Source organism: Streptacidiphilus jeojiensis (assembly GCF_042510965.1).
Classification (GTDB): Bacteria; Actinomycetota; Actinomycetes; order Streptomycetales; family Streptomycetaceae; genus Streptacidiphilus; species Streptacidiphilus jeojiensis.
This window is the reverse complement of the sequence record NZ_JBEUKS010000003.1, coordinates 120,072-145,753: the sequence shown is the minus strand read 5'-3', so window position 1 is coordinate 145,753 and position 25,682 is coordinate 120,072. Positions and strand designations below refer to the sequence as shown.

The 25,682-nt window shown below is 71.7% G+C and carries 26 protein-coding genes and 1 riboswitch; of the genes, 14 read left to right on the top strand and 12 right to left on the bottom strand.

Annotated features, from left to right (window positions below; genetic code table 11):
* The first annotated feature begins 50 nt into the window (after positions 1-50).
* Positions 51-536, top strand: coding sequence for a hypothetical protein (locus tag ABUW04_RS09685; protein WP_157623781.1), 486 nt, complete (start codon positions 51-53; stop codon positions 534-536).
* 94 nt (positions 537-630) lie between these two features.
* Here ABUW04_RS09685 and ABUW04_RS09680 read toward each other — a convergent pair whose 3' ends face one another.
* Positions 631-1,554, bottom strand: coding sequence for an LLM class F420-dependent oxidoreductase (locus ABUW04_RS09680; protein WP_380564072.1), 924 nt, complete (start codon positions 1,552-1,554; stop codon positions 631-633).
* Positions 1,555-1,707: 153 nt separating this feature from the next.
* On the opposite strand from ABUW04_RS09680, the gene ABUW04_RS09675 reads away from it, so the two are divergent.
* Positions 1,708-2,958, top strand: coding sequence for an MFS transporter (locus ABUW04_RS09675; protein ID WP_380564070.1), 1,251 nt, complete (start codon positions 1,708-1,710; stop codon positions 2,956-2,958).
* A gap of 20 nt (positions 2,959-2,978) precedes the next feature.
* Here the strand turns inward: ABUW04_RS09675 and ABUW04_RS09670 are convergent, their stop codons facing one another.
* Complete coding sequence (locus ABUW04_RS09670; RefSeq protein WP_380564069.1) at positions 2,979-3,506, bottom strand: hypothetical protein; 528 nt, start codon at positions 3,504-3,506, stop codon at positions 2,979-2,981.
* Between the two features lie 126 nt (positions 3,507-3,632).
* Between ABUW04_RS09670 and ABUW04_RS09665 the strand changes: the two genes are divergently transcribed.
* Together ABUW04_RS09665 and ABUW04_RS09660 are read left to right on the top strand one after the other, a co-directional pair.
* Complete coding sequence (locus ABUW04_RS09665; protein WP_380564067.1) at positions 3,633-4,658, top strand: MDR family NADP-dependent oxidoreductase; 1,026 nt, start codon at positions 3,633-3,635, stop codon at positions 4,656-4,658.
* A gap of 26 nt (positions 4,659-4,684) precedes the next feature.
* Complete coding sequence (locus tag ABUW04_RS09660; protein ID WP_030255144.1) at positions 4,685-5,062, top strand: MerR family transcriptional regulator; 378 nt, start codon at positions 4,685-4,687, stop codon at positions 5,060-5,062.
* 35 nt (positions 5,063-5,097) lie between these two features.
* Here the strand turns inward: ABUW04_RS09660 and ABUW04_RS09655 are convergent, their stop codons facing one another.
* The 4 genes from ABUW04_RS09655 to ABUW04_RS09640 all read right to left on the bottom strand — a co-directional run bounded on the left by ABUW04_RS09655 (position 5,098) and on the right by ABUW04_RS09640 (position 8,829).
* Positions 5,098-6,093 carry a S66 peptidase family protein gene (locus ABUW04_RS09655; RefSeq protein ID WP_380564065.1) on the bottom strand — a complete coding sequence of 332 codons (996 nt, stop codon included), beginning with the start codon at positions 6,091-6,093 and terminating at the stop codon, positions 5,098-5,100.
* A gap of 134 nt (positions 6,094-6,227) precedes the next feature.
* On the bottom strand, positions 6,228-6,824 hold the full coding sequence (locus ABUW04_RS09650) for a cysteine hydrolase family protein (protein ID WP_380564064.1): 597 nt from the start codon (positions 6,822-6,824) through the stop codon (positions 6,228-6,230).
* The gene (locus tag ABUW04_RS09645; protein WP_380564062.1) at positions 6,821-8,353 is read right to left on the bottom strand and encodes an MFS transporter; all 1,533 of its coding nucleotides are present in this window, start codon (positions 8,351-8,353) and stop codon (positions 6,821-6,823) included. Before ABUW04_RS09645 ends, ABUW04_RS09650 begins: the two co-directional genes overlap by 4 nt.
* Positions 8,350-8,829, bottom strand: coding sequence for a MarR family winged helix-turn-helix transcriptional regulator (locus ABUW04_RS09640; RefSeq protein ID WP_030255155.1), 480 nt, complete (start codon positions 8,827-8,829; stop codon positions 8,350-8,352). The genes ABUW04_RS09645 and ABUW04_RS09640 overlap by 4 nt, the downstream gene beginning before the upstream one ends.
* 148 nt (positions 8,830-8,977) lie before the next feature.
* On the opposite strand from ABUW04_RS09640, the gene ABUW04_RS09635 reads away from it, so the two are divergent.
* On the top strand, positions 8,978-10,210 hold the full coding sequence (locus tag ABUW04_RS09635; RefSeq protein WP_380564061.1) for a low temperature requirement protein A: 1,233 nt from the start codon (positions 8,978-8,980) through the stop codon (positions 10,208-10,210).
* Positions 10,211-10,219: 9 nt separating this feature from the next.
* Here ABUW04_RS09635 and ABUW04_RS09630 read toward each other — a convergent pair whose 3' ends face one another.
* Entirely contained in the window at positions 10,220-10,729 is a 510-nt protein-coding gene (locus ABUW04_RS09630; protein ID WP_380564060.1) for a hypothetical protein, read from the bottom strand.
* Positions 10,730-10,837: 108 nt separating this feature from the next.
* Between ABUW04_RS09630 and ABUW04_RS09625 the strand changes: the two genes are divergently transcribed.
* From ABUW04_RS09625 to ABUW04_RS09615, 3 genes are all read left to right on the top strand, one after another.
* Entirely contained in the window at positions 10,838-11,761 is a 924-nt protein-coding gene (locus tag ABUW04_RS09625) for a helix-turn-helix domain-containing protein (RefSeq protein ID WP_380564058.1), read from the top strand.
* A gap of 23 nt (positions 11,762-11,784) precedes the next feature.
* On the top strand, positions 11,785-12,207 hold the full coding sequence (locus tag ABUW04_RS09620) for an organic hydroperoxide resistance protein (protein ID WP_380564057.1): 423 nt from the start codon (positions 11,785-11,787) through the stop codon (positions 12,205-12,207).
* A 122-nt stretch (positions 12,208-12,329) separates the two neighbouring features.
* A complete protein-coding gene (locus ABUW04_RS09615) occupies positions 12,330-13,652 on the top strand; it encodes a M48 family metalloprotease (protein WP_380564055.1) in 1,323 nt (440 codons plus the stop codon).
* A 45-nt stretch (positions 13,653-13,697) separates the two neighbouring features.
* On the opposite strand, the gene tpg is transcribed toward ABUW04_RS09615, so the two are convergent.
* Positions 13,698-14,252, bottom strand: coding sequence for a telomere-protecting terminal protein Tpg (tpg, locus tag ABUW04_RS09610; protein ID WP_380564053.1), 555 nt, complete (start codon positions 14,250-14,252; stop codon positions 13,698-13,700).
* A gap of 9 nt (positions 14,253-14,261) precedes the next feature.
* Positions 14,262-16,292 (bottom strand): telomere-associated protein Tap, encoded by a 2,031-nt coding sequence (gene tap / locus ABUW04_RS09605; protein WP_380564051.1) that lies wholly within the window; start codon positions 16,290-16,292, stop codon positions 14,262-14,264.
* 107 nt (positions 16,293-16,399) lie between these two features.
* Between tap and mug the strand changes: the two genes are divergently transcribed.
* Positions 16,400-16,951 (top strand): G/U mismatch-specific DNA glycosylase, encoded by a 552-nt coding sequence (mug, locus tag ABUW04_RS09600; RefSeq protein WP_380564049.1) that lies wholly within the window; start codon positions 16,400-16,402, stop codon positions 16,949-16,951.
* A 73-nt stretch (positions 16,952-17,024) separates the two neighbouring features.
* On the opposite strand, the gene ABUW04_RS09595 is transcribed toward mug, so the two are convergent.
* Positions 17,025-18,236, bottom strand: a complete 1,212-nt coding sequence (locus tag ABUW04_RS09595; protein ID WP_063757518.1) for a transglycosylase family protein — start codon at positions 18,234-18,236, stop codon at positions 17,025-17,027.
* A gap of 6 nt (positions 18,237-18,242) precedes the next feature.
* Positions 18,243-18,403: riboswitch (cyclic di-AMP (ydaO/yuaA leader) on the bottom strand.
* A 267-nt stretch (positions 18,404-18,670) separates the two neighbouring features.
* Here ABUW04_RS09595 and ABUW04_RS09590 point away from each other — a divergent pair.
* The 5 genes from ABUW04_RS09590 to egtD all read left to right on the top strand — a co-directional run bounded on the left by ABUW04_RS09590 (position 18,671) and on the right by egtD (position 23,604).
* Positions 18,671-20,356 (top strand): FAD-dependent oxidoreductase, encoded by a 1,686-nt coding sequence (locus ABUW04_RS09590; RefSeq protein ID WP_380564047.1) that lies wholly within the window; start codon positions 18,671-18,673, stop codon positions 20,354-20,356.
* 53 nt (positions 20,357-20,409) lie between these two features.
* Positions 20,410-21,843 carry an ATP-binding protein gene (locus ABUW04_RS09585; RefSeq protein ID WP_380564544.1) on the top strand — a complete coding sequence of 478 codons (1,434 nt, stop codon included), beginning with the start codon at positions 20,410-20,412 and terminating at the stop codon, positions 21,841-21,843.
* A complete protein-coding gene (locus tag ABUW04_RS09580; RefSeq protein WP_030255191.1) occupies positions 21,840-22,193 on the top strand; it encodes a UBP-type zinc finger domain-containing protein in 354 nt (117 codons plus the stop codon). Before ABUW04_RS09585 ends, ABUW04_RS09580 begins: the two co-directional genes overlap by 4 nt.
* A gap of 105 nt (positions 22,194-22,298) precedes the next feature.
* Positions 22,299-22,421: a type B 50S ribosomal protein L36 gene (gene ykgO, locus ABUW04_RS09575; protein ID WP_030255193.1), complete on the top strand. Its 123-nt coding sequence runs from the start codon at positions 22,299-22,301 to the stop codon at positions 22,419-22,421.
* 187 nt (positions 22,422-22,608) lie between these two features.
* Positions 22,609-23,604 carry an L-histidine N(alpha)-methyltransferase gene (egtD, locus tag ABUW04_RS09570; RefSeq protein WP_380564046.1) on the top strand — a complete coding sequence of 332 codons (996 nt, stop codon included), beginning with the start codon at positions 22,609-22,611 and terminating at the stop codon, positions 23,602-23,604.
* 62 nt (positions 23,605-23,666) lie between these two features.
* Here the strand turns inward: egtD and ABUW04_RS09565 are convergent, their stop codons facing one another.
* Both ABUW04_RS09565 and ABUW04_RS09560 read right to left on the bottom strand, forming a co-directional pair.
* Positions 23,667-23,987, bottom strand: coding sequence for a hypothetical protein (locus ABUW04_RS09565; RefSeq protein WP_051725407.1), 321 nt, complete (start codon positions 23,985-23,987; stop codon positions 23,667-23,669).
* Between the two features lie 232 nt (positions 23,988-24,219).
* Entirely contained in the window at positions 24,220-25,662 is a 1,443-nt protein-coding gene (locus ABUW04_RS09560) for a serine hydrolase domain-containing protein (protein WP_380564045.1), read from the bottom strand.
* Positions 25,663-25,682: the final 20 nt, after the last annotated feature.

Below are 25,682 nucleotides of genomic sequence, written 5' to 3'. Positions count from 1 at the left end.
CCCCACCGTGACGTGCACGGTGCGACAACACCATAGAGAGACGGGGAACCATGGCGATTCGCCGGGCCAAGATGAAGGCTCAGGTCATCGAGAAGCTCTCCCAGGCCGCCCCGCCCGGAGAGACCTTCATCGCCTGCGTGCACACCGAGACGGGGCCAAGTCCCTGGCTCAACGCCATATTCGACGAGATTCCACTGGTCGGCGTGATCGTCGCATTCACGCGCAAGTTCTACTTCCTGACGCTGACCAACACCTCGATCGTGGTCAACTCGGCCAGCCGTTGGACCAACCGTCCCGGCGACGTCGTCGCGGTGTTCCCGCGGGCCGCCTTCCCGGTCAGCCGGATCAAGCGGGCTTCGGTCTGGAGCTCCCTGTACGTGGAGCTGACCCAGGGCTCCAAGCCCACCCGGCTCAACGTGCACCGCTACTGGCGCGCCGAGCTGGACCAGCTGATCGCTGCGTTCCCGCAGGCGACCGTCTTCGACGGCAGCGTTCCCGGCCAGGCCACCGGCCAGGACGCCGCCAAGACCGTCTGACCTGTCTGACGCCGAGCGCGTGACGGCACCCGCCTGACGGTACCGAGGGCCCCGGAGACCGCAACTGCGGCCGGGGCCCTCGGTCCTGTGCTGCTCACTGCGCCAACTGCCCCAAGAGTTCCCAGGTCCGGCGGCGCTCCGCGGCGCCTGCGATCTCCGTCCCGGAGAACACCACCTCCGTCGCGCCGGCGTCCCGGTAGCGCCGCACCTCGGCGGCCACGCTCTTCTCGTCGCCGATGACGGCGACGTCGGCGGCCCGTTCGGCGCCGGAGAGCTCGATGACCCGTGCGTAGGACGGGATCCGCTCGTAGAACGCGAGCCGTTCGGCGAACGTCTCGCGCACCGCGTCGGCGTCGTCGGTCACCACGCCGGACACCAGCGCCACGATCCGGGGCGCCGGACGCCCTGCCGCCTCCGCCGCCTTGGTGACGGCCGGCACGATGTGCTCCGCCAGGGCCCGGGGCCCGGCCAGATAGGGCAGGATCCCGTCCGCCAACTCGCCGCTGGCCCGCAGGGCCTGCGGCCCCATGGCGGCGACCAGCAGCGGGACGCCGCCTTCGGCTCCAGGCACCCGGGCCGGCAGCGGCGTGGTCGCGGTGAGCAGCTCACCGTGGAAGTCGGCGCTGCCCGTTTCGATCAACTGCCGCAGTGCGACCAGGAATTCACGGAGCCTTGCGATCGGACGCTGGTAGGGGATGCCGAAGGCGGCCTCGGTCAGGGCTTTGGTGCCGAGCGCCAGTCCGAGGTGGTAGCGGCCGTGTGTGGCCGCCTGGGCGGTCTGGGCCTGGCTGGACACCAGCAGCGGGTGGCGTCCGAAGACCGGGATCGCGGACGTGCCCACCTGCAGCTCCGGCACGGCGCGGCCCACGAGCGCCGCGAGTTGGGGCGAGTCCGCGCCAAAGGTCTGCCCGAACCAGGCGGACCGCAGTCCCGCGGCTGCGGCCTCCTCGGCCAGCCGCACGGTGGCGTCGATCTGGTTGGCCGCGTCCGGCGCGGCGAGTGCTACTCCCACTGTCATACCGGCTCGAACTACCGGTGGCAGCCGGCACATTCCGCTCCTGCATGACAATCATGTGTCAGCCACCGACCTCTTGCCCGACGACGGGACGGACTGATACCCATCGGTTGGCACTCTCGCATCGAGAGTGCCAACCGATGGGGTGGGTGGTCCATGTTCGGTGTCCTGCGGATCCGTGACTACCGCCTGCTGGCGACCGGTCAGCTGCTGTCCAGCCTCGGGGACTGGCTGCTGCTGGTCGCCGCGCCCTTCTACGTCCTCCGGCTGACCGGATCGACGCTGGCCACCGGCCTGTCGCTGGCCGCCGGGACGGTGCCGGCGCTGCTGCTCGGGCCGGTGGCCGGGGTGTTCGCGGACCGCTGGGACCGGCGGCGCACCATGCTCACCGCCGACCTGCTGCGGGCCGCGGCGGTCGCGCTGATGCTCCTGGTCCACCGCCCCGACCAGGTCTGGCTGATCTACCTGGCCCTGCTCGGCGAGGCGAGCCTCAGTCAGTTCTTCACCCCCGCCCGCAAGGCCCTGCTGCCGGTCCTGGTCGGCCGAGGTCCGCAGCTGGGCGCGGCGAACTCGCTGGCCGCGCTGGTCTCCGGCACCGTGCAACTGCTCGGCGGCCCGCTCGGGGGCGCCCTCTACGCCTTGGTCGGCTTCGCCCCGGTGGTGGCCCTGGACGCCGTGAGCTACCTGGCGTCAGCGGTCCTGATCACCGCGATCGGCCACCGCACCGCTGCCGCAGGACCCCGGCGCCGCTCCGGGACCGCGCTGCAGCGTTTCACCGGAGAGCTGCGGGCCGGTGCGGCCCGCGTCCGCTCGACCCCCGGGCTTCCGGTCCTGTTCGCTGTGGCCGCCGTGTTCTTCCTGGGCAACGCGGCCCTGACCGCCCTGCTCGTGCCCTACATCGGCGCGGTCCTGCACGCCGCCGCCGGCACCCTGGGCTGGCTGTTCGCCGCCCTCGGGGTCGGCTACCTGGCCGGCGCCCCGCTCAGCAGGTCCGTCACCACCCGCTTCCCGCCCCGAACCGTCGTCATCGGCAGCCTGGCCGCCCTGGCCGCGGTGTTCGCCGCCACCTTCAACACCCACGACACCGCCTGGGACCTGTTCCTGTTCACCCTGATCGGTCCCCCGGCCGTCTGCTTCCTGGTCACCGTCGACACCTCCATCGCCCGGCAGACCCCCGACCACCTGCTCGGCCGGGTCAGCTCCGCCTACGGCATGGCGCAGGCAGCGGCCACCCTGGTCGGCATGCTCGCCGGATCCGTCCTCGGCCAGCAGATCGGCATCGGCCCCACCATGGACCTGGCCGCCCTCACCGTCGCCGCCTCCGCCGCCGCAGCGCTGCTGATGCCCCGTCACATCGCGGCAGAAGCAGCCCCCACCGCCGACGAGACCTCGCTACCGGTCCGCTGATCTCCCCTGCCGGGCCTTCCTCATTCCCTCGGGGACTCGGCCCATTCCCCCAGCTGCTCGAAGTCGGCGGGCAGCAGGCCGATTCGCGGGTTGATCGTCAGCAGCAGTGCCGGACCGGGGTGGACGTCGGCGACATACTCCCGGTCCGCGTCGGTCACCTCGTCGTCGACCCAGGCGAACGGCCGGCCGGCGGCCCAACGGACGACCTCATGGGTCTTGAAGTAGGTTCCGTCGTCCACGGTCGGACGTCGCACGTCCTCGAACGAGACGTGCTCCAGCACCGGCAGTCCCAACTGCGGCCCTATCCAGACGTTGGCCTCGGCCTGCCAGGTGGTGCACCACACGAGCTGGTACGGCAGCGCCGTCAACGCGGGCCCGTGCGCCGGGTTCAGCCACACCCGCAGGGGCTTGAGGCCCGGATCGTCCCAGCCGGTGGGACGCATCCGGTGCGCCCGGTAGCCCTTGGGGCGGCGCGTCGGCTTCGCGGCGTACGGATTGAGCGGTCCGTCCACATCGATCAGGAGCAGCGGCCGGGGCGCGTCAGCCATGAAGGACTCCCTTGGTGCCGGTCGACGGGGCTTGACTCTGACGTGCGGGTCAGAGGTTAGCGTCACTGCACCCGGCGGCGAGCACCCACCGTCCCGCTGCCCCTCGTCCACCCGGAAGGGCCGACCATGAATGCCACGCTGCCCCGCACCGCCCGCGAGGTCCGTCTCGCCGCCGTCCCGAAGGGGCTGCCCGCGCCGGAGCACTTCGCCGTCGTCACGGCGCCGCTTCCCGAGCCGACGAGCGGTCAGGTCCTGGTCCGGAACCGGTACTTCGTGGTCTTCCCCGGACTGCGGACCCTGATCGGCGGGGAGGTCGACGGCCTGCCGCTGCCGCAACTGCTCAGCGGCGACCCGCTGTTCGGGCCGGCCGTGGGCGAGGTCGTGGCCGCGCCGGCCGGTAGTCCGCTGCGCGTCGGTGACCAGGTCGTCCATATGCTCGGCTGGCGGGAGTACGCCCTGGTGAGCGACGGCGAGTGCACTCCTCTGGACGGCATGCTCCCCGATCCGGTCGCGTACCTCTCCCCCGGTTCGGCCGCCTACGGAGCGCTGACCCGCCTGGCCGGGGTCCGGCCCGGCGACACCGTCCTGGTCACCGGTGCGGCCGGGGCGGTGGGGTCGATGGCCGGTCAGATCGCCCGGCTGCTGGGCGCCGGACGGGTGATCGGCAGCACCGGCTCGCCGCACAAGGCCGAGCGGCTGGTCTCCGAGCTCGGCTACGACGCGGTGGTGCTGCGCGGATCCGGGCCGGTCGCAGACCAGTTGGCGAAGGCGGCGCCCGAGGGCATCGACGTGCTGGTGGACACCGTCGGCGGCGAGCAGCTGACCGCGGCCGTCGGCGCGGCCCGCCAGGGCGCCCGGTTCGCCCTGGTCGGGGCCATGTCCGGGCAGATGTCGGCACAACGGGCCGGCGGCAGCGCTCCGGTGGAGATCGACAGCTACCGCCTTGTCGTCAGGGGCGTCTCGCTCCGCGGGTACAGCGGCGCGGACCACCCCGGTGTGGAGGCGGAGTGGCGCGGGCGCTTCGGCGGCTGGCTGCGGACCGGGGAGATCAGCTTCCCGTACGCACGGATCGCGGGCATCGATCGCGCACCGCTGGCGTTGCAGGAGATGATCGAGGGCAGGCACTTCGGGGCGGTCGTCGTGGAACTCTAGCGGCGCGGTACGGGAGGCGGGGCCGGATGCGGATCGGTGAGGCGGCAGCGGCGACCGGCACCACGCCCAGGGCACTGCGGTTCTACGAGCAGCGTGGACTGCTGCCCCCGCCGCTGCGCACGGCCTCCGGCCAGCGCGAGTACGGGCCCGCCGAGATCGCCCGGGTCCGGGTGATCCGCGAACTGCTGTCCCTGGGTCTCACCGTCGAGGACCTGCGCGCCTCCGCGGACCGTCTGCACCTGCTCGAACAGGACCCGCCGCCGCGCTGCGGGTCCGGCGAACCCGGCACCCCGGCCGCCGAGTTCGGCGTCGTCGGCCGCAGACTCGCCGCCCTGGACGCCGAGATCGGCCGACTTGCCGCCCTACGCGCGAACCTCGCCCAACGTGCCTTCGGGGACGCCTGACCCGGGCCGCTCAGCGACGGAGGGCGGCCGCCGGCTCACTGCCCCATCGCCGGTTCGAGCAGCGACAACGTCCGCTTCTGCGCGTCCAGGCCGACGCGCACCCCGACCGGCATCGGCAGGTTGGGCCCGGCGTGCCCGATCTCGACGTTGCCCAGGACCGGGATGTCACGGTCGCCGAGGACGTCGAGGACGATCTCGGGCAGGGTCGGGGACGCGCCGGGTTCAATTCCGTTGATCTCGCGCGGAACGCCCACGACCATGCCGGAGATCCGATCGAGGATGCCGCTGTGCCGCATCACCTGCAGGTAGCTCCACACGTACGAGGCCAGGCCGCCCATCTCCTCCCAGAACAGCACCGAGCCGTCGAACCAATCCAGCGGAATCGCGAAACGCGTCGCCTGCGCCAGGACGATGCGGTTGATCACCCCGCCGATCAGCCGGCCTTCGACCCGACCGGGCCGCCAGCACTCCCACGACGGGCTCGACGGCAACGCGCCGATCGCCTGGGTGCTGGTCAGCAACCCGGAGTAGAGCTTCTCCAGTTCCGCCCGGCGCGCTGCGGGTGCGGACTGCCAGTGTCCGCCGAAGCCGGGGACGGCCATGTCGGCATGGAACCCGACCAGACCCGTGCGCGCGTACAGCACGAGGTGCAGCAGCGAGATGTCGCTGTAGCCGAGGATCGGCTTGGGGTCGGCCCTGATCGCCTCGACGTCGATCAGGTCGAGGTAGCCGAGCGCCGTCTGCCCGCCGTCGCTGGCGATGATCGCGCGCACCTCGGGGTCGCGCAGGAGTCCGTTGAGCTCCCCGGCGATCTCAGCCGGCGTGGCGGCACTCCACCAGTGGCTGCGCCCGACTTCCAGGAGCGGAGCGCGACGCACGCGGAATCCCATCCGTTCGAGCACCACCACCGTCTGCTCGACGTTGGGCTCGTAGGCGGCCGGCAGCGGCCCGGACAGCGACGCGATGACGACGAGATCCCCGGGGCGCAGGGCACGCGGCCGAAGCAGGTGAGGCAGTGCGGAACCAGTCATGGCGCCAGTGTTGCCGGTGCCTCGGGGCAAGGTCACCCGACTTTCGCGGGGCCCAGCGGCTGGGGTACGGGAACGGGGCGACACGACGGGGCACAGGCCCCATCGCATCGCCCCGGAGCGGCAGTGACGCCGGGTCAGGCGAACGTGAGCAGCTCGCGCAGCCGGGCCGTGTCGATCAGGTGGGCGCGGGACGGGAAGACCTCGTTGACCAGGATCCGGTTGACCTCCGGGTGCGGGTCGGCGACGCCGTCGGTCAGGACGTAGACGCGGTAGTCGCGGTCGGCGGTGTCGATCAGCGTGGACAGGACGACCCCGCCGGTGCTGATGCCGGACAGGATCAGGGTGTCGATGCCCCGGTCCTGCAGCTGCTCGTGGAGGTCGGTGGTGGAGACCGAGCCGAAGCGGATCTTGCGGACGACGATGTCGCCGTCCTCGGGGGCGATCCGCGCGTCGATCTGGGTGGCGTCGTCCTCGTGGTGCATCATCTTCGCCGCGGCGACCCCGCTGAAGGTCTTGTTGGTCTCCGGGACCGCCGCCCAGTCGTCCTCGGTGAAGGCGACGCGGACGTAGCCGATGGTGCCACCGGCGGCGCGGACGTCGGCGATCGCGCCCTTGACCCGCTCGACGAGCGCGTCGGGCTCCGGGACGAACGCGACGATCCCGTTCTGGAAGTCCATCGCCAGCAGAGCGGTCCGCTTGGGGTCGATCTCGGGGAGGGCAGGGGTGGTCATGCGTGGTTCTCCTTGCGGGTGATTGCCGTCGCCGCTGCGTTCGCGGCGCTCTCAGGGGGGTCGGTGGGGTCAGTGGGGTCGGGGGTGTCGGTGGGGTCCGGGGCGCCGGTCTTCCGGTCCGCCTTGCGGGCCATCAGCCGGCGGTCGAGGACGGTCAGCAGCAGCACGGCGACGCCGGCGGCGACCAGGACCAGGCCGAGGGTGTGCAGGCCGTGGTCGCTGGCGCCGTTGCGGAAGACGATGCTGCCGATCACGGCGGAGGTGATGGTGCCGAGGTAGCCGAAGGTCCGGAACAGCCCGGAGGCGGTCCCGATCCGCTCGGGCGGCGACGAGAGGTAGAGCGCGGTCTGGTTGCCGACGGTGGTGGCGGCCGACGTCACCCCGAAGATCAGCGAGACCAGGACGATGGCGATGGCCGGGCTGTGCGAGCTGAGCAGCACGATCCCGCCCGAGCCGAGCACCATGGTCAGCGCCGCGGCCAGCAGCGGTCCGCGCACCAGGTTGCGGCTGGCGAGCGGGCGCGAGAGCAGTGCGGAGACCGCGCCCATCGGCAGCAGCAGCAGTCCCGACGTCACCGTCGAGAACCCGTGTGCGGCCTCCATCCACTCCGTCATCCCGTACATCACGGTGTAGACGCCGAGCAGGGTGAGAGCCTGGCGCAGGTAGGTGCGGGCCAGGGCGCCGTTGGCGGCGAGTTCGCGGAAGTCGAAGAACGGGTCGGTCCTGCGCAGTTCCCACACCACGGTGGGTACCGCGGCGACGACGAAGACGACGAGCGCGACCCACTTGATGCCGGGGAGTCCCATCAGGAAGACGACCAGTGCGGTCATCGACGCGGCGAAGCCGATGATGCCGGTCAGGTCGATCCGGTCGGCGACCCTGCGGAAGGTGCTGTCCGCGCGGTCCAGGGCGGGGTCCGCGGGCAGCCAGCGCACGGCCATCAGCAGCGCGATCGCGGTGATCGGGATGTTGATGAAGAAGGCCCAGCGCCAGCCCGCGGCGCCGACCAGCAGCCCGCCGATCGGCGGGCCGATCGCGGCCATCGCCATGCCGGCGATCGCGAGGCCGCCGAGCACTCCGCCCGGCGGGGACTCCAGCCCGGCCTGCTGGGCGCGGCGACGGATCATCACCATCGCGCAGGGGAAGGCGGCCGAGGTGCCGATGCCGATCAGGACCCGGGCGACGGTCAGCATCGCCAGGTTCTGGCCGACCCCGCCGACCAGGCCGCCGAGCAGCACCAGCACGATGCCGGACAGGAAGATCCGGCGCGGGCCGAGCACCTCGGCCAGCTTGCCCGCGGTGGGCTGGGCCACGGCACTGGCCAGGTACAGCGAGGAGACCAGGACGGCGGTGGCGCCCACCGCGACGTGCAGCTGGGCGGCGATGGGCACCAGGGCGGTGGCGATGATCGAGCTGTTGATCGGGTTGAGGGCCGAGCCCACGTAGAGCGGGGTGGTGAAGGGCCAGGCGAAGGGCTGCTGCCCGGGATCGCGGGTCGTGGCGTCACCCTGGCTGACGGCGACGCTCATATGCCGCCGCCGCTCAGGTCCGCCTCGGCGAGCCGCTCCAGCAGCTCGATGGCCCTGGCCAGGTCCTGGCGTTCCTCGGGGGCGACCACCTGGTCGATGGCGCGCGCCAGGAACGAGGCGCGGCCCGCCAGGATCCGGTCGATCAGCTCGGTCGCGGAGGTGTCGGCGCTGACCAGCTTCTTGCGGCCGTCCAGCGGGTCGGGCTCGCTGTGGACCAGGCCGGCTTCCTTGAGCACCGCCAGGCTCTGGGTGACGGCCTGCGCGCTGACGTGCTCCAGCGCGGCGAGCCGGGCCGCGGTGACCGGGCCCTCGCGTACGACGCCCGACAGGATGCCGAGCTGCGAGAGGGTCAGGCCGGTCGCGTTCTGCCCGGACTCCGCACGCAGACGTGCCCGCAGCCGAGTCATCGCGTCCTGCAGACGCTGTGCGGTCGCAGCGGACGGGGTGGGCTGCTGCGGCCGGGGCTTCGTGTTCATGACCCCACCGTAAAACTACTCAAGTAACTTTGCCAAGTTTCTTGATGAGTTTTCTGCGACGGCGCCCGTTCGGTGCGCCGCGGCACGCCACGGCACGCCTGCGATCCAGATCCGCACCCTTCCTCCGCCAGCCCTCTACGCTGCGGGAATGACCTCGCGACAGGAGCAGTGGGCCCGACTGCGCCGACAGCTGTGGCAGCCCCCGCGCGCCCACGGCGAGCAGCCGCGCGAGCGCGTGGTCGGCCCGCTGGAACTCTTCTACGACCTGGTCGTGGTCGTGCTGGTGGCCCAGGCGGCCCAGCACCTGGCCGGGGACCTGGACTGGCACGGCCTGGGCCTGTTCGCCGCGGTGTTCACGCTGGTGTGGATCGCCTGGCTGAACGGCAGCCTGCACCACGAACTGCACGGCCGCGAGGACGCCCGCGGCCGGATCATGTTCCTGCTGCAGATCCTGGTGCTGGTACCGCTGGGCGCCTTCATCCCCGACGCGGGCGGCGCACGCGGATTCGCCTTCGCCGTGGACGCCGGGGTGCTCTTCGCGGTGCTGGCCCTGCTCTGGCTGCTCGCCGCGCGCGGCGACAGCCCCGAGTACCGCCGTCCCAGCATGCTGTTCGTGACCGGCACGGCCGTCTGCGCCGCCGTCCTGGGGGCCAGTGCCGTCCTGCCGGCGGGCCCGCGCGTGCTGACCTGGGGCCTGCTGGCCGTCGCCTACCTGGTGGGCTTCACGGTCGTGATCGGCAGGTCCATCCCGGAACGGGCGGTCGCGCTCAGCGTCACCGACGCCCTCGCCGAGCGGTTCGGCCTGTTCATCATCATCGTGCTGGGCGAGAACGTGACCGGGGTGGTCGAGGGACTGGCCCACGAGACCTCCAACGCGCTGACCCTGGCCGTCGGGCTGGTCGCCGTCGTCGTCGGTTTCGGCTCCTGGTGGACCTACTTCGACTTCGCCGGCCACCGGCTGCCGAGGCCCACCCGTGCGAGCACCCTGCAGTGGATGCTGGTCCACCTGCCGCTCACCGCCGCGGTGGCCGCCATGGGCGCCGCGATGGTCGACCTGGTCGAGTACGCCCACGAGAGCCGCACCCCCGCCGCCACCGCCTGGGTCCTCTGCGCCGGCGCCGCCGTCGTGCTCTGCATGACGATGGTGCTGGCCTCCTCGCTCCAGATCTGGCGCACGACCCAAGGGCTCTACCGCCCCCTGTCCCGCACCTGCGTCGCCGCAGCCGTCCTCTGCCTGGTCGTCGGCGCCGCCCGCCCGGCCCCACTCGTGCTCGGCATCGCCCTCGCCCTCCTCTTCGGCATCCCCTGGACCCTCGCCGTGGTCAAACGCCTGTCCGACGACACCGACGACACGGAACCCGCCGCCGACCCGACGTCCTGAGCGACTGCCTCAGCGCGGCTTGACGATCACCGGGCAGAAGTCCCACAGTTCCACACCCGCCCGGACCACTTCCAGGGCGGCCCGGCGCTCATCAGATGACCATGCGGAGCACTCGCCCTCGAACAGCTTGCGATAGGCCGCGTCGTGCACCGGCCCCTGCCGTGGCAGTCGATGGGCCGAGCCCAGTCCCCGGGCCAGATCCTCGAAGAAGTTCCAGGCCTCCAGTACCGCACCCGGCGGCGTCTGCCGGCGCACCGGATCCGCCGACCAGTGCTGGACACGCCGGAGTTCCAGCGTGTTGACACCAGGGGTGCCCAACACTCGTCCACGGCGGCGCACATACATCCGCGCCTGCCGAACCGTCACAAACACCGGGAGTCGCCGCCCACCGGCCGCCGGCAGCGCCAGCACCTGGTCGGGATCGTCGCCCCGGCCACCGATCCACAGCACCACACCACTGCGCCCACACCCCCGCACCCGATACGCGTAGAGGTTCCCCGCCGCCTCGATCGTGGCCACCCCCTCATCCCTCGCCCGAGCAAGGCATCCCTGTGATCACTTATACCGGAGCTGCCTGGCACTGACAGGGGCAGGCACGCCCCGCCGCCCCTGCCCATACTCGAACCCATGAAGAGCAAGTCGCAGTTGGGACGGTTCCTGAGGACCCGTCGGGCGCTGCTGAAGCCGTCGGACGTCGGGTTGCGCGAGTTCGACGAGCGGCGGCGGGTGCCGGGTCTGCGCCGGGACGAGCTGGCCCGGTTGGCGGGGGTGAGCGAGTCCTACTACACCCGGCTGGAGCAGGGTCTCTCCCTCAACGCCTCCGTGGAGGTGCTGGATGCGCTCGCCCGGGCGCTGCGCCTGGACGAGACCGAGCACCGCCACCTGTACGACCTGGCCGGCGTGGGCCGGATGGCCGGCCGGGACCGGGCCCGCAGGGCCCCGGCGCCCGAGCACGTCAGCGAGGCGACCCGGCGGCTGATCGACGCCTTCGGGGACACCCCGGTGATCGTCCTCGGCCGACGCAGCGACGTACTGGCGTGGAACCGCACCGGGCACGCGCTCTTCGCCGGACACCTCGACCCGAGCAGCCCGGACGACCCGGCCCGGCGTCCCAACACCGCGCGACTGGTCTTCCGGGACGCCCACACCCGTGAGCTGTACGAGGACTGGCCGAAGAAGGCCAGGGACGCGGTGGGCAGACTGCGACTGGCCGTCGGCCGCTATCCCGACGACCCGCTGCTGGCCGCCCTCATCGGCGAACTGGTGATGCACAGCCCGGAGTTCACCGACCTGTGGTCCGAACACCGGGTCCGCGCCTGGGACCTGGCGGACTACCGGATGCGGCACCCGCTGGTCGGCCCGATCGACGTCACCCAGCAGGCCGTGCAGGTCCCCGACGAGCAGGGACAGCGGCTGGTCGCGGTCACGGCCGCGGCGGGCTCGGCCTCGCAGACCGCACTGACCCTCCTCGCCCAGGCCACCGCCCCGGACCCGGACCCGCACCCCCGTCCGGCCACCGACCACCCGACCACCCTTTCCGAACACCTCTGAGAACACCTGTGAATGGAGACCCCATGTCCACGCTCTACACCACCGAAGCCCTCTCCACCGGCGACGGCCGCAACGGCGAGGTCCGCACCGACGACGGGGTGCTCGACGAACTCCTCGCGGTCCCCAGGGAGATGGGCGGCCCGGGCGGCGACCGGACCAACCCCGAGCAGCTCTTCGCGGCCGGCTACGCCGCCTGCTTCCACAACGGGATGCGCCTGATAGCGGCTCAGCAGAAGCTGAAGCTGGGCGAGTCGACCGTCCGGTCCACGGTGAGCCTGGTCACCCTGGACGACGGCGGCTTCTCCCTGGAGGTCGCGCTCGCCGCACACCTGCCCGGCCTGGACCAGGCCACCGCCGACCAGCTGGTGCAGACCACCCACCAGGTCTGCCCGTACTCCAACGCCACCCGCGGGAACATCCCGGTCACCCTCACGGCGACCATCTGATCCCGGACCGAACCCGCGCCGTGCGGGCGGCCTGTGGGCGGCCTACGGGTCGCCCACAGGCCAGGTCTCGAACCCCGGGCCGAACGCGGGCCTCGACGAGCCGTACGGCATGATCCCCGTCTGTGACCACCACCAGCACACCCCGTGTCAGCTGCAGATCCTGCGGCTCGGATCTCACCAGCGATCCACGCTTCGTCCAGTGGTGCCCGTCCTGCGGCTGGAACGCCAACCCCGGCGGCAACCAGGCCAAAGGGCGGACCGACCGGCTCCTGCGCAAGCTCAACACCCAGGCCGAGGAACGCCTCTACCGCAAGGTCACCGCTGACCCCTCAACCCACCGGGCACTGAGCATGGCCAGGATCGGTGCCTTCGCGATGGCCGGACTGGTCCACCTCGTCACGCTTGCACTGGCAGTCGGCGGTGTCTGGCTGCTCTTCTATCCCAGCTGGGTGGCGCGCGGGCTGGGCGTGTTGGCGCTCCTGCTCGCCGTCCATCAGCGTCCCCGGCTGGGGCCGAACCGCAAGGCGCGGAGGAGCATGCTCACCCTGGACCCGGCCGCGGCCCCGCGCCTGTATGCGCTGACCGAACGCGTCGCCGCGGAACTGGGCACCGCAGCACCCTCGGTGATCGTCGTAAACGGCTCGTACAACGCCTCCTATCTCAGGACCGGGGCGCGCAGGCGGGTGATGCTGTCCCTGGGCCTGCCGCTCTGGGAGGTCCTCACCCCGGGCCAGCGTCTGGCCCTGCTCGGGCACGAACTGGGCCACGGCGCCAACGGCGACTCCCGGCAGGGGCTGTGGGTCGGCACTGCCCTGGCCTCGCTACGGGAGTGGTACTACCTCTTTCGGCCCGGACGCCGCATGGTCGTCCCCGGACGCGGGCGCGCCAGCGCCCAGAGCGGAATCGCCAGTCTCGGCGAGATGGTCGCCCGAGCCCTACTGGCCGTCTTCGCCGAACTCACCCTGCTTGCCCATCGCGTGCTGACCCGGCTCACCCTGCTGTCCGGACGGCGCGCCGAGTACCTGGCCGACGCGCTCTCGGCGCGCGTCGCCGGCCCGGACTGCACCGCCGAACTCCTGCAGGCGCTGACCATGGGCAGCGTCGTCGAGCACGTGCGGCAGAAGCGCAGGATGAGCACGGCCTCCCTGCCCCGCAGCCGCCGTGACAGCAGGGGGCCGGACCGACGCGAGACCAAGGACCTCTGGACCGAACTGCGGGAGCACCTTGCGTCCGTTCCACCCAGCGAGCGGGCCCGACGGCTGCTGGTGTCCCAACTCGACGACTCTGCGGTGGACTCCACCCACCCGCCGACACACCTGCGTCTCACCTATGTACAACAACTGCCGCCGAGCGAACCCACGGTCGCCGTCGGCGCCGACGAGGTTGCCGCGATCGAGAACGAACTGGCCGCCGCACGCACCGCGATCGCCCACGCCCTGAGCTGAGGTGAGCTGAGCCGAGGTGAGTGCGCGAGCAATGGGATGGGTGCCTCAGTACGACAGGTCCAGGTAGTCGATCGTGTTCAGGTCGACGACCAGGCCCTGGGCGCGGCGGCCGCGGTCCTTGAAGTACATCTCCTGGAGGCCCTGGGCGACGATCGCGGCCAACTGCTGCTCGGTGGCTCCCGACGCGTGGGCGTCGAAGAGCTGTTGGGCGTAGGAGGGGGGCAGGTGTTCGGTGATCCGGCGCAGGCGGGGGTCGTCGGTGGAACCCGGGGCGGCCGTGAAGCCGAAGCGGGCGCGGGTCTCCACCGTGATGCCTCCGGTGTCGACCGCCCGCCTGACGGCGCGCTTGCGGATCAGCGGCTGCCAGCGGCGCTTCACCTCGGCGTCGATCCGGGTGGCGATGGCCTGCGGCGGATGCCTGCGGGTGCCCTTGAGGTAGCGCTCGACGGAGCGCTGGGAGACGCCCAGTAGTTGGGCCGTGGCCCTGGTCGTGCCCAACTGCTTGACCAGGAAGCCGACCCGGGCCGCGGTGGAGACCGGCGGCTTCCGGGTGAAGGTGTCCTCGGCCGCACGGTCCAGGCTGTCGCCGATCGTCCCCATGGCGGTGTCCTACTCCCCGCCTGCGGCGGCGTCGGTGCCCTTGATGTGCCGGGCCGGATTGTGCGCCTGGTCCAGGAGTTGGGCCGCCCAGAGGAAGGACTGGCTGCCCTCGTGCTTGACCATGCCCGGGCTGACGCCCAGTCGGAACCCGCCCGGCATCGGCTTGCCGGTGGCCGGGTCGTACGGCAGCACGTCCAGCGGCGAGGGCCCCGGGGAGGGGTAGACCGCGCAGTCGGAGAGCACCGCGACCGGGTAGAGGTCGGCCTTGGTGGCCAGCGCCAGCATCTTGCGGTGCATGTTGATCCGCGCGGCCGAGATCACCGCGGCCCGGATGTCGGGGCGCCAGGTCGGCCGCTCCAGCGCGGGCCAGCGCTCGCCGGGCCGGTGCCGGGCGCCCTGGGGACGCTCACGCAGCTTGCCGATACCGCCCTTCACGGTGGCTTTGATCGCGGACAGCACCGCGGCCCGCCCCGGGTCGTGCTGCTTGTGCTGCTCCATCGCGGACAGGAACTCGGCCGGTTCCATCCCCGAGGTGACGCCCAGTTCGACCATGGTGGCCAGGTAGGCGTCCCGCAGCCGCTGGTACCAGGGGTCCAGGTAGGGGCCGTGCTCCGGGCGCAGCCATCCCTCCAACGGGCGGACGTCGTGCCCGAGTTCGACCGCGTAGGCGACGGTCGGGGTGGCGTACCAGGCCGGACCCTGCGGCTGCTCGCCGTCGGGGGTGAACGGGTTGGGCAGCCGGGGGTCGAAGGAGATGTGCGAGAGGTCGACGAACCAGGACCCGGGCAGCGTCTTGTCGAACGCCGGCTGCTGGACGTGGACCGGGGCGCCCAGGCCCAGGTTGAGCCGGTTGGCGGCGGCGGCGAAGGCCATGTTGACGTCCACGCCCACCGCCCAGGGCAGCGCGCACTCGGCGTCGGTGAGCAGTTCCGGGTCCCGGATCCACTCGTAGGCCTCCTCGTCGAGGACCTCGCCCTCGGCCCGGCCCACCGCGACCGGGTGCTCGTCCGGGGCCTCGGGCGGGGCCGGGTCGACCGCGGTCGCGAGCGAGCCGGGGACCGGTCCCGACTGCCAGACGCCGTCCTCCCCGCGCACCGCTCGGGTGGGCGGGCGCAGCGCGGACATCAACTCCAGGCCGGAGACAGCGGTGGAGCCGCGCGGGGTGATCACCCGGGTCGCGTAGTCGCCGAGCACCTGGGCGAGTTCGGGCGGCGGCAGGGTGGCGGCGTCGTTCCAGGCGCGGGTGTCCAGCGCCTCCCAGGGCAGTACCGCGAGCTGGACGCACCGGCGCCGACCGCCCTCGGCAGGGCGGTAGATCCGGGCCCAGGGCCCGAACCCACGCTTCGTCAACTGCCATTTGGCCTTGGAGAGTTGTTTGATGACGGGGTGGTTGTCGGGCAGCCGCAGACCGCGTCGGTCGGCCAACTCCGGCGGCAGTCCCAACGATTCGGCGACAGCAGCGGTGAGCACGACCAGCGGGTCGCCGTCCCGGCCGGAGCGGTGCAGCCGGGGGGAGCCGATCTGCGCCTGTTCCAGGGCCCACTCCACCAGCGCGGGAAGGGTACGGGCCGGGCAGTCCAGGACCAGACCGCCGATGCCGTAGGCGGTCCCGTCGCCGTCCAGGACCAGCAGCGGACCGTTGGCAAAGCGACGCTCACCCGGCTCCTCGGCGGCGGCCGACGGGGCCGGGGCACGGCGCGCGGTCGTCGGCTGGGGGCGTGCGGGAGCGAGAACGACGACAGACGCAGGCCCCTGCGCGCCGGCCGCTGGTTCGGCCGGAGCCGGGAACCGCTCCGCCAGGCCCTCCAACAACCGCCGGTAGGCCTCCCGCTTGTCGCCCGACGGCTCGCTGCGGCCCTCCTCCCAGGCCTGCACCGACGCCGGACGGGTCCGCAGCGCCTGCGCCACCGCGGCCTCGGTGAGCCCGGCAGCCCGCCGCAGCCGCACCCGCTCCTCGGGGGCCGGCAGGACCTGGCCCGACTGCACCGCGGCCAGCAGGGCGTCGACGCCCGCGATCAGCGGGTCCGGCTGGTCGGGCATGGTGCGGAATCTCCTTCGGCTGGCGGCCGGCTGGCGGCGCACCTGGATGCTAACGCAGCGGAGGGGCCGTTCCACGGACCGCTGCCGCAGCGTGCAGACTGTCGTGCGTGAAGCCCACCGCCGAGCAGCTCGCCGCCGCCCCCGACCTGACCATCCCCGACGTGATCGCCCCCGGACTGCGGGTGCTGTTCTGCGGGATCAACCCGGGACTGTGGTCCGGAGCCACCGGCCACCACTTCGCCCGCCCCGGCAACCGCTTCTGGCCCGCGCTGCACCTCAGCGGCTTCACCCCGCGCCGGCTACAGCCGGAGGAGCAGGAGGAACTGCTGGCCTTCGGTCTGGGCATCACCAATGTCGTCGACCGCACCACCGCCAGGGCCGACGAACTGACCGCCGAGGAGTACCGGGACGGCGGCCTGGCACTGCGCGAGCGCGTGGAGCGGCTGCGCCCCCAGGCACTGGCCGTCCTCGGCATCGGTGCCTACCGGGTGGCCTTCGACGCCCCCAAGGCCGTGGTCGGCCCGCAGCCCGCATCCCTCGGCGGAACAGCCGTCTGGGTGCTGCCCAATCCCAGCGGCCTCAACGCCCACTACACCCTGGCCGCCATCGCCGACCGCTTCCGCGAACTGCGGCTGAGCGTGGGCGAGTTCCCAGGGTGACCGCACCCGGAACGCCCTCAGGGGCACGGCCGGGTCGGCCGCGCCCCTGAGGGGTGGAGAGGGTGGTGCTGCGTCAGCTGATGCGGCCCGCGAAGTCGGGGGCCCAGTTGCTGATGGTGTCGGTCTTCACGCCGGAGCTGGGGTTGGCGGCCTCGACGTACTCGCCGTTGCCGACGTAGATCGCCACGTGGTAGGCGCCGGACGCGGTGCCGTCGCTGGACCAGAACAGCAGGTCGCCGACCTGGAGCGAGTCCAGGGAGACCCGGGTGCTGGCGGCGGCCTGCTCCTCGCTGGTGCGGGGGGCGGAGATGCCGGCCTTGGCCAGGGCGGCCTGGACCAGACCGGAGCAGTCCCAGCCGGCGTCGCTGGTGCCGCCGTAGACGTAGGACTCGCCGACCTTCGACAGGGCGAAGGAGGCGGCCGCGGCCATCCCGGTGCTGGAGGAGCTGGAGGAGGCGTCGCTCGCGGTGGTGCTGCTCGAGGAGGAGCTGCTGGACGAGGAGCTGCTCGAATCGCTGCTGGACGTGGTGGCCGAAGCGTCAGTGGCCGAGTCCGAGCTGCTGCTGGAGGACGAGGCCGAGGAGCTGCCCAGGGTCAGCTTCTGGCCCGGGTAGATCACGTCGGGGCCCGAGGTGAGCACCGAGCGGTTCAGCGCGTAGAGGCGCTGCCAGCCGCCGGAGACGTTCTCCTTGGCCGCGATGGTCGACAGCCAGTCGCCGGCGACGACGGTGTAGCTGCCGCTGCTCGCGGTGGTCGAGGAGGACGAGTCCGAGGACGAGGAGTCGGTGGACGCGGAGCTGGACGAGGACGAGTCCGAGGAGGAGCTGCTGGACGAGTCCGAGGAGGAGCTCGACGAGGAGCTGGAGGAGGACGAGGTGTCCACCGAGGCGGCGGCGCCGCCCTGGGTGAGACCGGCCTGCGGCCCGCAGACCGGCCAGGCGGTCGGGCCCTGCGAGGCCAGGACCTTCTCGGCGACCGCGATCTGCTGGTCCTTGGTGGCCTGGTCGGCGGTGGAGGCGTACTGGGTGCCGCCGTAGGCGGCCCAGGTGGACGCCGAGAACTGCAGACCGCCGTAGTAGCCGTTGCCGGTGTTGATGGACCAGTCGCCCGAACTCTCGCACTGGGCGACCTTGTCCCAGGTGGAGACGGTCGCGGCGGAGGCGGTGGTGGCGGTGACCAGCGGGACGGCCAGGCCGACGCCAGCCAGGCCGGTGGCGGCGATGAGGCGCTGGGCGGTGGTGCGTCGGGTCTTCGTGGCGCGGTGACGCCCGTGGACGGACAGCATGAAGCAGCGTTTCCTCTCCCACGCCTACGAGGTGAGCTGTCGGATTCGGGCTGGAGTTGCCCGGCCGTGCGCAGCACGGCTTCACCCCAAGCCGCGTCGACGACGAGCGTCGGCGCGGCGACTTACCTGGTTCCCCCGCTCCTGCCGTGGTGCGGTATGTGGGTCGCAACTCCTCCGGCGGCAGGACTCGGCGTTCCGGAGTTGTTGGTTCCGCTTAAGTGCGAATGCCAGAAAGGTAGGCAGACCTTGATTGAAACCACAACAGACTGTGGGATCCGTCACGCCCCGGTTCCATGATTCACAGGTTCCGGACCCCATTCGCCGCACCTGCTCACACGACGCCAGGATCAGCCGCGCCCGAGCGGATAGCGTAGGAACCGGGCCCTGGGACAACCTGCGGGCCGGGGCACATCCGACGACAGGGCGGAGCCGCGATGCCGACGACAACCGGACCGGAGAGCACCAGACGACCGGTGATCGTGACCGTGGACGACGACCCGTCGGTGTCCCGGGCGGTCGCCAGGGACCTGCGCCGTCGCTACGGCGAGGACCATCGCATCGTACGGGCCGAGTCGGGCCCCTCGGCGCTGGAGGCGCTGCGGGAGATGAAGCTGCGCGGCGAACCGGTCGCGGTGCTGCTGGCCGACCACCGGATGCCGGAGATGAACGGCATCGAGTTCCTGGAAGCGGCCATGGACATCTACCCCCAGGCCCGCCGGGTGCTGCTGACCGCCTACGCGGACACCGGCGCGGCCATCGACGCCATCAATGTGGTGGACCTCGACAACTACCTGCTCAAGCCCTGGGACCCGCCCGAGGAGAAGCTCTACCCGGTGCTGGACAGCCTGCTCAAGGCCTGGCAGGCCACTGACCCGCCCGAGGTGCACGAGATCAAGGTGGTCGGACACCGGTGGTCGGCCCGCTCCTCAGAGGTCCGCGAGTTCCTGGCCCGCAACCAGGTCCCCTACCGCTGGTACTCGGTCACCGAGGCCGAGGGCAGACACCTGCTGGCGGCCGCCGGTGAGGACGGGGAACGGCTGCCGGTGGTGATCACCCCGGACGGCGGCGCACTGGTGGAGCCCAGCAACGAGGAGGTGGCCCAGCGGGTCGGCCTGTCCACCACGCCCGCCGCCGACTTCTACGACCTCATCGTCATCGGCGGCGGCCCGGCCGGCCTGGGCGCGGCCGTCTACGGCGCCTCCGAGGGCCTGCGCACCGTCCTGATCGAGCGCACCGCCACCGGCGGCCAGGCCGGGCAGAGCTCCCGGATCGAGAACTACCTGGGCTTCCCGGACGGGGTCTCCGGCGCCCAGCTGGCCGGCCGGGCCCGCCGCCAGGCCGTCAAGTTCGGCGCCGAGATCCTGACCGCCCGCGAGGTGACCGGCTTCGAGGTCTGCGGCTCGGCCCGCACGGTCCGCTTCGCGGACGGCAGCGTCATCGCCGCCCACACCGTCATCCTGGCCACCGGCGTCGCCTACCGGCAGCTGGCCGCCCCCGGTATGGAGGAGCTGATCGGCTGCGGCATCTTCTACGGCTCCGCACTGACCGAGACGGTCGGCTGCGCCGGCCAGGACGTCTACATCGTCGGCGGCGCCAACTCGGCCGGGCAGGCCGCGGTCTTCCTGTCCCGGGGCGCCAAGTCGGTGACCATGCTGGTGCGCGGCGACTCGCTGACCGCCTCCATGTCGCACTACCTGATCCAGCAGGTCGAGGCCGACCCGATGATCACGGTCCGCACCCACACCGAGGTCGTCGCCGCCCACGGCGAGGACCACCTCGAACGGCTGACCCTGCGCGACACCACGACCGGCGACACCGAGGAGGTCGACGCGCAGTGGCTGTTCGTCTTCATCGGTGCGGTGCCGATGACCGACTGGCTGGACGGGGTGGTGGTGCGCGACGACCACGGCTTCATCCTGGCCGGACCCGACCTGGGCGAGGCCGGGCAGCGCTCCGGCGGCTGGCCGCTGGAGCGTCCGCCGCACCATCTGGAGACCAGCGTGCCCGGTGTGTTCGTGGCCGGCGACGTCCGCTCGGAGTCCGCGAAGCGGGTCGCCTCGGCGGTCGGCGAGGGCTCGATGGCGGTCATGTTCGTCCACCGTTACCTGGACAAGCTGTGACCGGCGGGACCGGCGGGACCGGCGGGACCGGCGGGACGGGCGGGGTCAGCGGGGTGAACTGTTCGCCGGAGGAGCTGCGCTCGCTGTTCCTGTTCGAGAAGCTGACCTTCGACCAGTTGGCCTGGCTGTGCCGGGTGGGCCGGGTCGAGACGTTCGAGCCCGGCCCGGTGTACGCCGAGGGCGAGCCGGCGACCTGCTTCTACGTCATGGTCGAGGGCACCGTGGTGCTCTCCCGCAGGGTCGGCCCCGACGACATCGAGGTCAACCGCAGCTCCAGCCCCGGCGTCTACTCCGGCGCCTTCCAGGCCTACCTGGGCGAGCAGGTGCCGCAGGTGTACGTGAACTCGATGCGGGTGGTCGTGCCCTCTCGGTTCTTCGTGCTGTCGGCCCACGACTTCGCCTCGCTGATGCACGACTGGTTCCCCATGGCCGAACACCTGCTGGAGGGCCTCTTCTTCGGCACAAAGACGCTGCAGCAGGCGGTCGGCCAGCGCGAGCGGCTGCTGGCGCTGGGCACCCTGTCGGCCGGGCTCACCCATGAGCTGAACAACCCCGCCGCGGCGGCGGTCCGCGCCACCGCGGCCCTGCGGGAGCGGGTCGCGCAGATGCGCGGCGCCCTCGGCGAGCTGGCCGCCAGCTCCGACAAGGGCGCGGCGCTGGACAAACTGGTGCACCTGCAGGACGACGCGGTGCGGGCCGCCGCCGGGCAGCCGGTGCTGGGCCCGCTGGAGGCCTCCGACCGCGAGGACGCCCTCACCGACTGGCTGGACGACCACGACGTGGCCGAGGGCTGGGAGCTGGCCCCGGTGCTGGTCCAGGCCGGCCTGGACTCCGACTGGCTGGAGCAGGTCGAGGCGGCCGTCGGCGCCGAGTACCTGCCGAAGGCACTGAGCTGGCTGGTCCAGGGCGTGGAGACCGAGCTGCTGCTGTCCGAGATCGAGGCGGCGTCCTCGCGGATCTCCTCGCTGGTGGGCGCCGCCCGGCAGTACTCCCAGCTGGACCGCGCCCCCTACCAGCAGGTCGACCTGCACGAGCTGCTGGAGAGCACCCTGGTCATCATGGGCGGCAAGATCGGCCCCGGCGTCACCGTGGTGCGCGACTACGACCGCTCGCTGCCCCGGGTCCCAGCCTTCGCCGCGGAGCTCAACCAGGTGTGGACCAACCTGATCGACAACGCCCTGTACGCCATGGCCGGGCACGGCACGCTGACCATCAGCACCCGGGTGGAGCACGACCAGGCGGTGGTCGGCTTCCGCGACACCGGCCCCGGGGTGCCCCCGGACATCCAGGGCCGGATCTTCGAGCCCTTCTTCACCAGCAAGCCGGTCGGCGAGGGCACCGGCCTCGGCCTCGACATCTCCTGGCGGATCGTCGTGCACCGCCACCACGGGGACCTTAGGGTCGAATCCGTACCGGGCGACACCCTGTTCCGGGTGGCGCTGCCGCTGACCGCACACGATCCCGACCAGGAAGAAGCTGCCACATGACCGACACTCCGGCGATCGACCCGACCGCGGCGCCCAGCGGTGCCGGCTGCGCAGAGTGCGACGCCGCCGGCGGATGGTGGTTCCACCTGCGCCGCTGCGCGCAGTGCGGCCACATCGGCTGCTGCGACAGCTCGCCCTCGCAGCACGCCAGCGCACACGCGGCCGCCGCAGGCCATCCGGTGATCACCAGCTTCGAACCGGGCGAGGACTGGTTCTGGAGCTACCCGGACGAGCAGTTCTACGAGAGCGGCCCGGCCCTGGCCACCCCCGACCACCACCCCCTCGACCAGCCCACCCCCGGCCCGGCCGGCCGGGTGCCCCGGGACTGGCAGCAGCACCTGCACCGGTAGGGACCCTGCACCGGCAGGGACGGTCCCCGCCGGTGGGGCGGGCGGCGGAATACGGGAACCCCCATCCTCGTTGACATGGGCACAGCACGAGGAGAGGAACCGCCCATGAAGGTCCGCCAGTCGCTTCGCTCGCTGAAGGCCAAGCCGGGCGCGCAGGTAGTCCGCCGCCGCGGCCGCGTCTTCGTCATCAACCGCCGCGACCCCCGCTACAAGGCCCGCCAGGGCTGACCGGGAGCCGCGCGGGTCACTACTCCGGCCCACGACTCCCCCGCCCCACCGCCGCCGGTCCAGCCCCGACGTCCGTCCGGACGCCGGGGCTTCCTGCTGCCGTGATCTTCACACTGCCGCAACGACCCGGGGATACCCTGGCGCACCACGCCGGCCACCCGCTCCGACCGCTAGGACCCCGCGCCCCATGACCGAGAGCCGCCTCACCGTCGACGACCGACTGCCCGCCGACTACTTCACCCGCACCCTGCACCAGGACGTCCGCACCGGCCTGAGCGCCGTACCGCGCACCCTTCCGGCGAAGTGGCTCTACGACAAGCGCGGCAGCGACCTCTTCGAGCAGATCACCAGGCTCCCGGACTACTACCCGACCCGGGCCGAGCAGGAGATCCTGACCCAGCGGGCCACCGAGATAGCCGCGATCACCCGCGCCACCACCCTGATCGAGCTGGGCTCCGGCTCCTCCCGCAAGACCCGACTGCTGCTGGACGCCCTGACCGCAGGCGGAACCCTGCGGCGCTACGCCCCCCTCGACGTCAGCGCCAGCGCGGTGAAGGAGGCGGGCCAGGCGATCTGCCGCGACTACCCCGGCCTCGACGTGACCGCCACGGTGGCCGACTACGACACCGGCCTGCCCGCCGCCACCGCCGCCGACCCCGCCGAGCCCGGTCCGCGCCTGCTGAGCTTCCTCGGCAGCACCATCGGCGCCTTCGACCCCGACGAACGGCGCTCCTTCTACCGAACCCTGGCCGGCACGCTCGGCAGCGACGACCACCTGCTCCTGGGCGCGGACCTGGTGAAGAGCCCGGACCTGCTGGTCCGGGCCTACGACGACACCACCGGCGTCAGCGCCGACTTCAACAGGAACGTGCTGCACGTCCTCAACCGCGAACTCGGTGCCGACTTCGACCCTGACGCCTTCGACCACGTCGCCCTGTGGGAACCCGAACCGGAGCGCATGGAGATGCGCCTGCGGGCCCGCACCCCCCAGACCGTCACCATCCCGGACCTCGACATCTCCCTCGACCTCGCCGCAGGCGAGCACATCCGCACCCAACGGGCCCACAAGTTCCGCCGCGACACCCTCACCACCGAACTCCACGCCCACGGCCTCACCGTCCACCACTGGTGGACCGACCCGACCGCCCGCTTCGCCCTCCTCCTGGCGGCGCCCAACCAGTAGTTGTCCACTCGAACTCGAGCGGAGCCGGACGTGAGCGGTGCGGCGGCGATGGGCTGAGTGAATCACCCGTCCTGGTGGGTGAGCTGACCATCGGCGACGTACCAGCATCGGTGGTGTCGCATCAGCCGCCATGTCTCATCGGCACACAGTGCCTGTGCGGCCCAGGCGTCGAGTTGAGGCAGCGCCACGCGCCGCAGAATCTCACGGGTGGCAGCGCGTTCGGTCGGGCTGACCGGAAGGACGCGGACCTGGAGACCGATCATGGAGCTGGGCAACCCGGATCCACCGTAGTTGGAAGTCAGCTGCGGAACCCAGGCAATGCGCAGGACGAGGTCGTCATGGCTGAGATCGGTGTCGAACCACACCCTGCTGATCTGAGCCATGCGCGACTCCAGTGCATTACTGATGTCGGACGTGCTCAAGGGCCATGACAGATGACGCTGCAAGCGCCGGTTCCTAGCGGGCATGACCTGACAATGACAGCAGCTGGAACTTCAGTGTCACTTGTTTATTCATGACCTCGCCCGCACACAGTAGCCACCGACACTCGATGAGGATCAGAAAACGATCTCGCTGCCGTTCCTCACCGGAAGGGATGACCACGCTGATCGGATGTCAGGAGCAGGGAACAACGCCGCCCAGAGGGACATGGGCATGCCGTTCCCCCCACAGCTGCAGGTCGCCGCAGACCACTGACACAGCACGGCTCGTCAGGCAGCTCACACTCAGTGGGGGGCGCAGCACGCAGGGGTGGACCAGGTAGGCGCCCAGCCAACCGTTCCGGTCGCCGTCCTTGAATGCCGTGGCACGGCCCACCAACTGGTTCTGCTCGGAGCGCAGTTCGAGGGCGAGGCTGGGGCTGTTCACCCGGGCGTCTGCGGTGGGCAGTTGCATCGGGACAGCCGCGCGCAGGTCCCAACGCCGGGAGGCGGTGGCCGATGCGGTGACCGGCAGGCCGTCCGCCAGCCGAACCTCCACCTGACGGTCCGCCAGGATCCGGATCCGCAACGGGATGTCCCCCTCCGCCGTGCCGATCTCCCCGGCCCAGTCGCCCTGCGCCAGCGCCATCGGACGGTTGGGGTCGGTGATCGGGTTGATCTGGTCTCTGTGGAAACCGGGCGACAGAACGGCCATCAGATGGTCGACGACGGCGTCACGGGCCGCCTTGTCGGTGGAGTTGGCCAGCACGGCGGCGGAGAGTTCGTGCTCGGGGATCTCGATCATCATCGCGGCGATGCCGCCCATGCCACCGCCGTGGCTGCGGACCATCGGTCCGGCGCCGTGGGAGACGATCCTGCCGAAGCCATAACCGAGGTGCTCGTTGATCGGCACAGCGTCGTACATGGCCGCGACCGTGGCGGGTTGCAGAAGGCGGGAGGCGGCCTGGGCGAAGAGCGCGACATCGCCGGCGGTCGCCCAGCCCGCACCCGCCGCGGAGTGTCCGCTGTGGCAGGCGGCGTATGCACGACCGTCGGCGGAGTAGCGCTGCGCGACGGGCGACGTCCCGTCATACACCGGGCCGTAGCCGAAGCTGCTCAGGCCCAGCGGCTCGACGATCCGTTCGCGTAGGTAGGCGCCCAACTCCTGGCCTGTCGCGGTCTCCAGCAGCCTGCCCAGCTCGCGGTAACCGATGTTGGAGTACTCGAAATCGGTTCCAGGCTCCCGGAAGAGCGTGCGGTAGGGGTCGATGTCGATCGGCGTGGGCCCGTCGCCGTAGTGGAAGTTGTAGAACGCCGGGAACCCACCACGGTGTTGGAGCAGCTGACGCGGCGTCGGCGCGGTCCACCGGTAGCTGCCGGGAATCGGCAGGTCGAGGTCCAACAGGCCCTCGTCGGCGGCCAGGCAGACGGCTGTGGCGGTGAACGCCTTGGTCACGGAGGCGAGCCCGTAGACCGTCTCCGGAGTGGCCGGCCGCCGGTTGGTCACATCCGCCTGCCCGTAGGCGCGGGCGAGCGTCAGCTCACCGCGCTCGACCACTGCGACGGAGACCGACGCACAACCATGCTCGGCCAGCACCTGCGTGCACAACTCGTCGAGCCCGTCCCATGCCCCCGTCACGCGGTCACCTCCCGATTGAT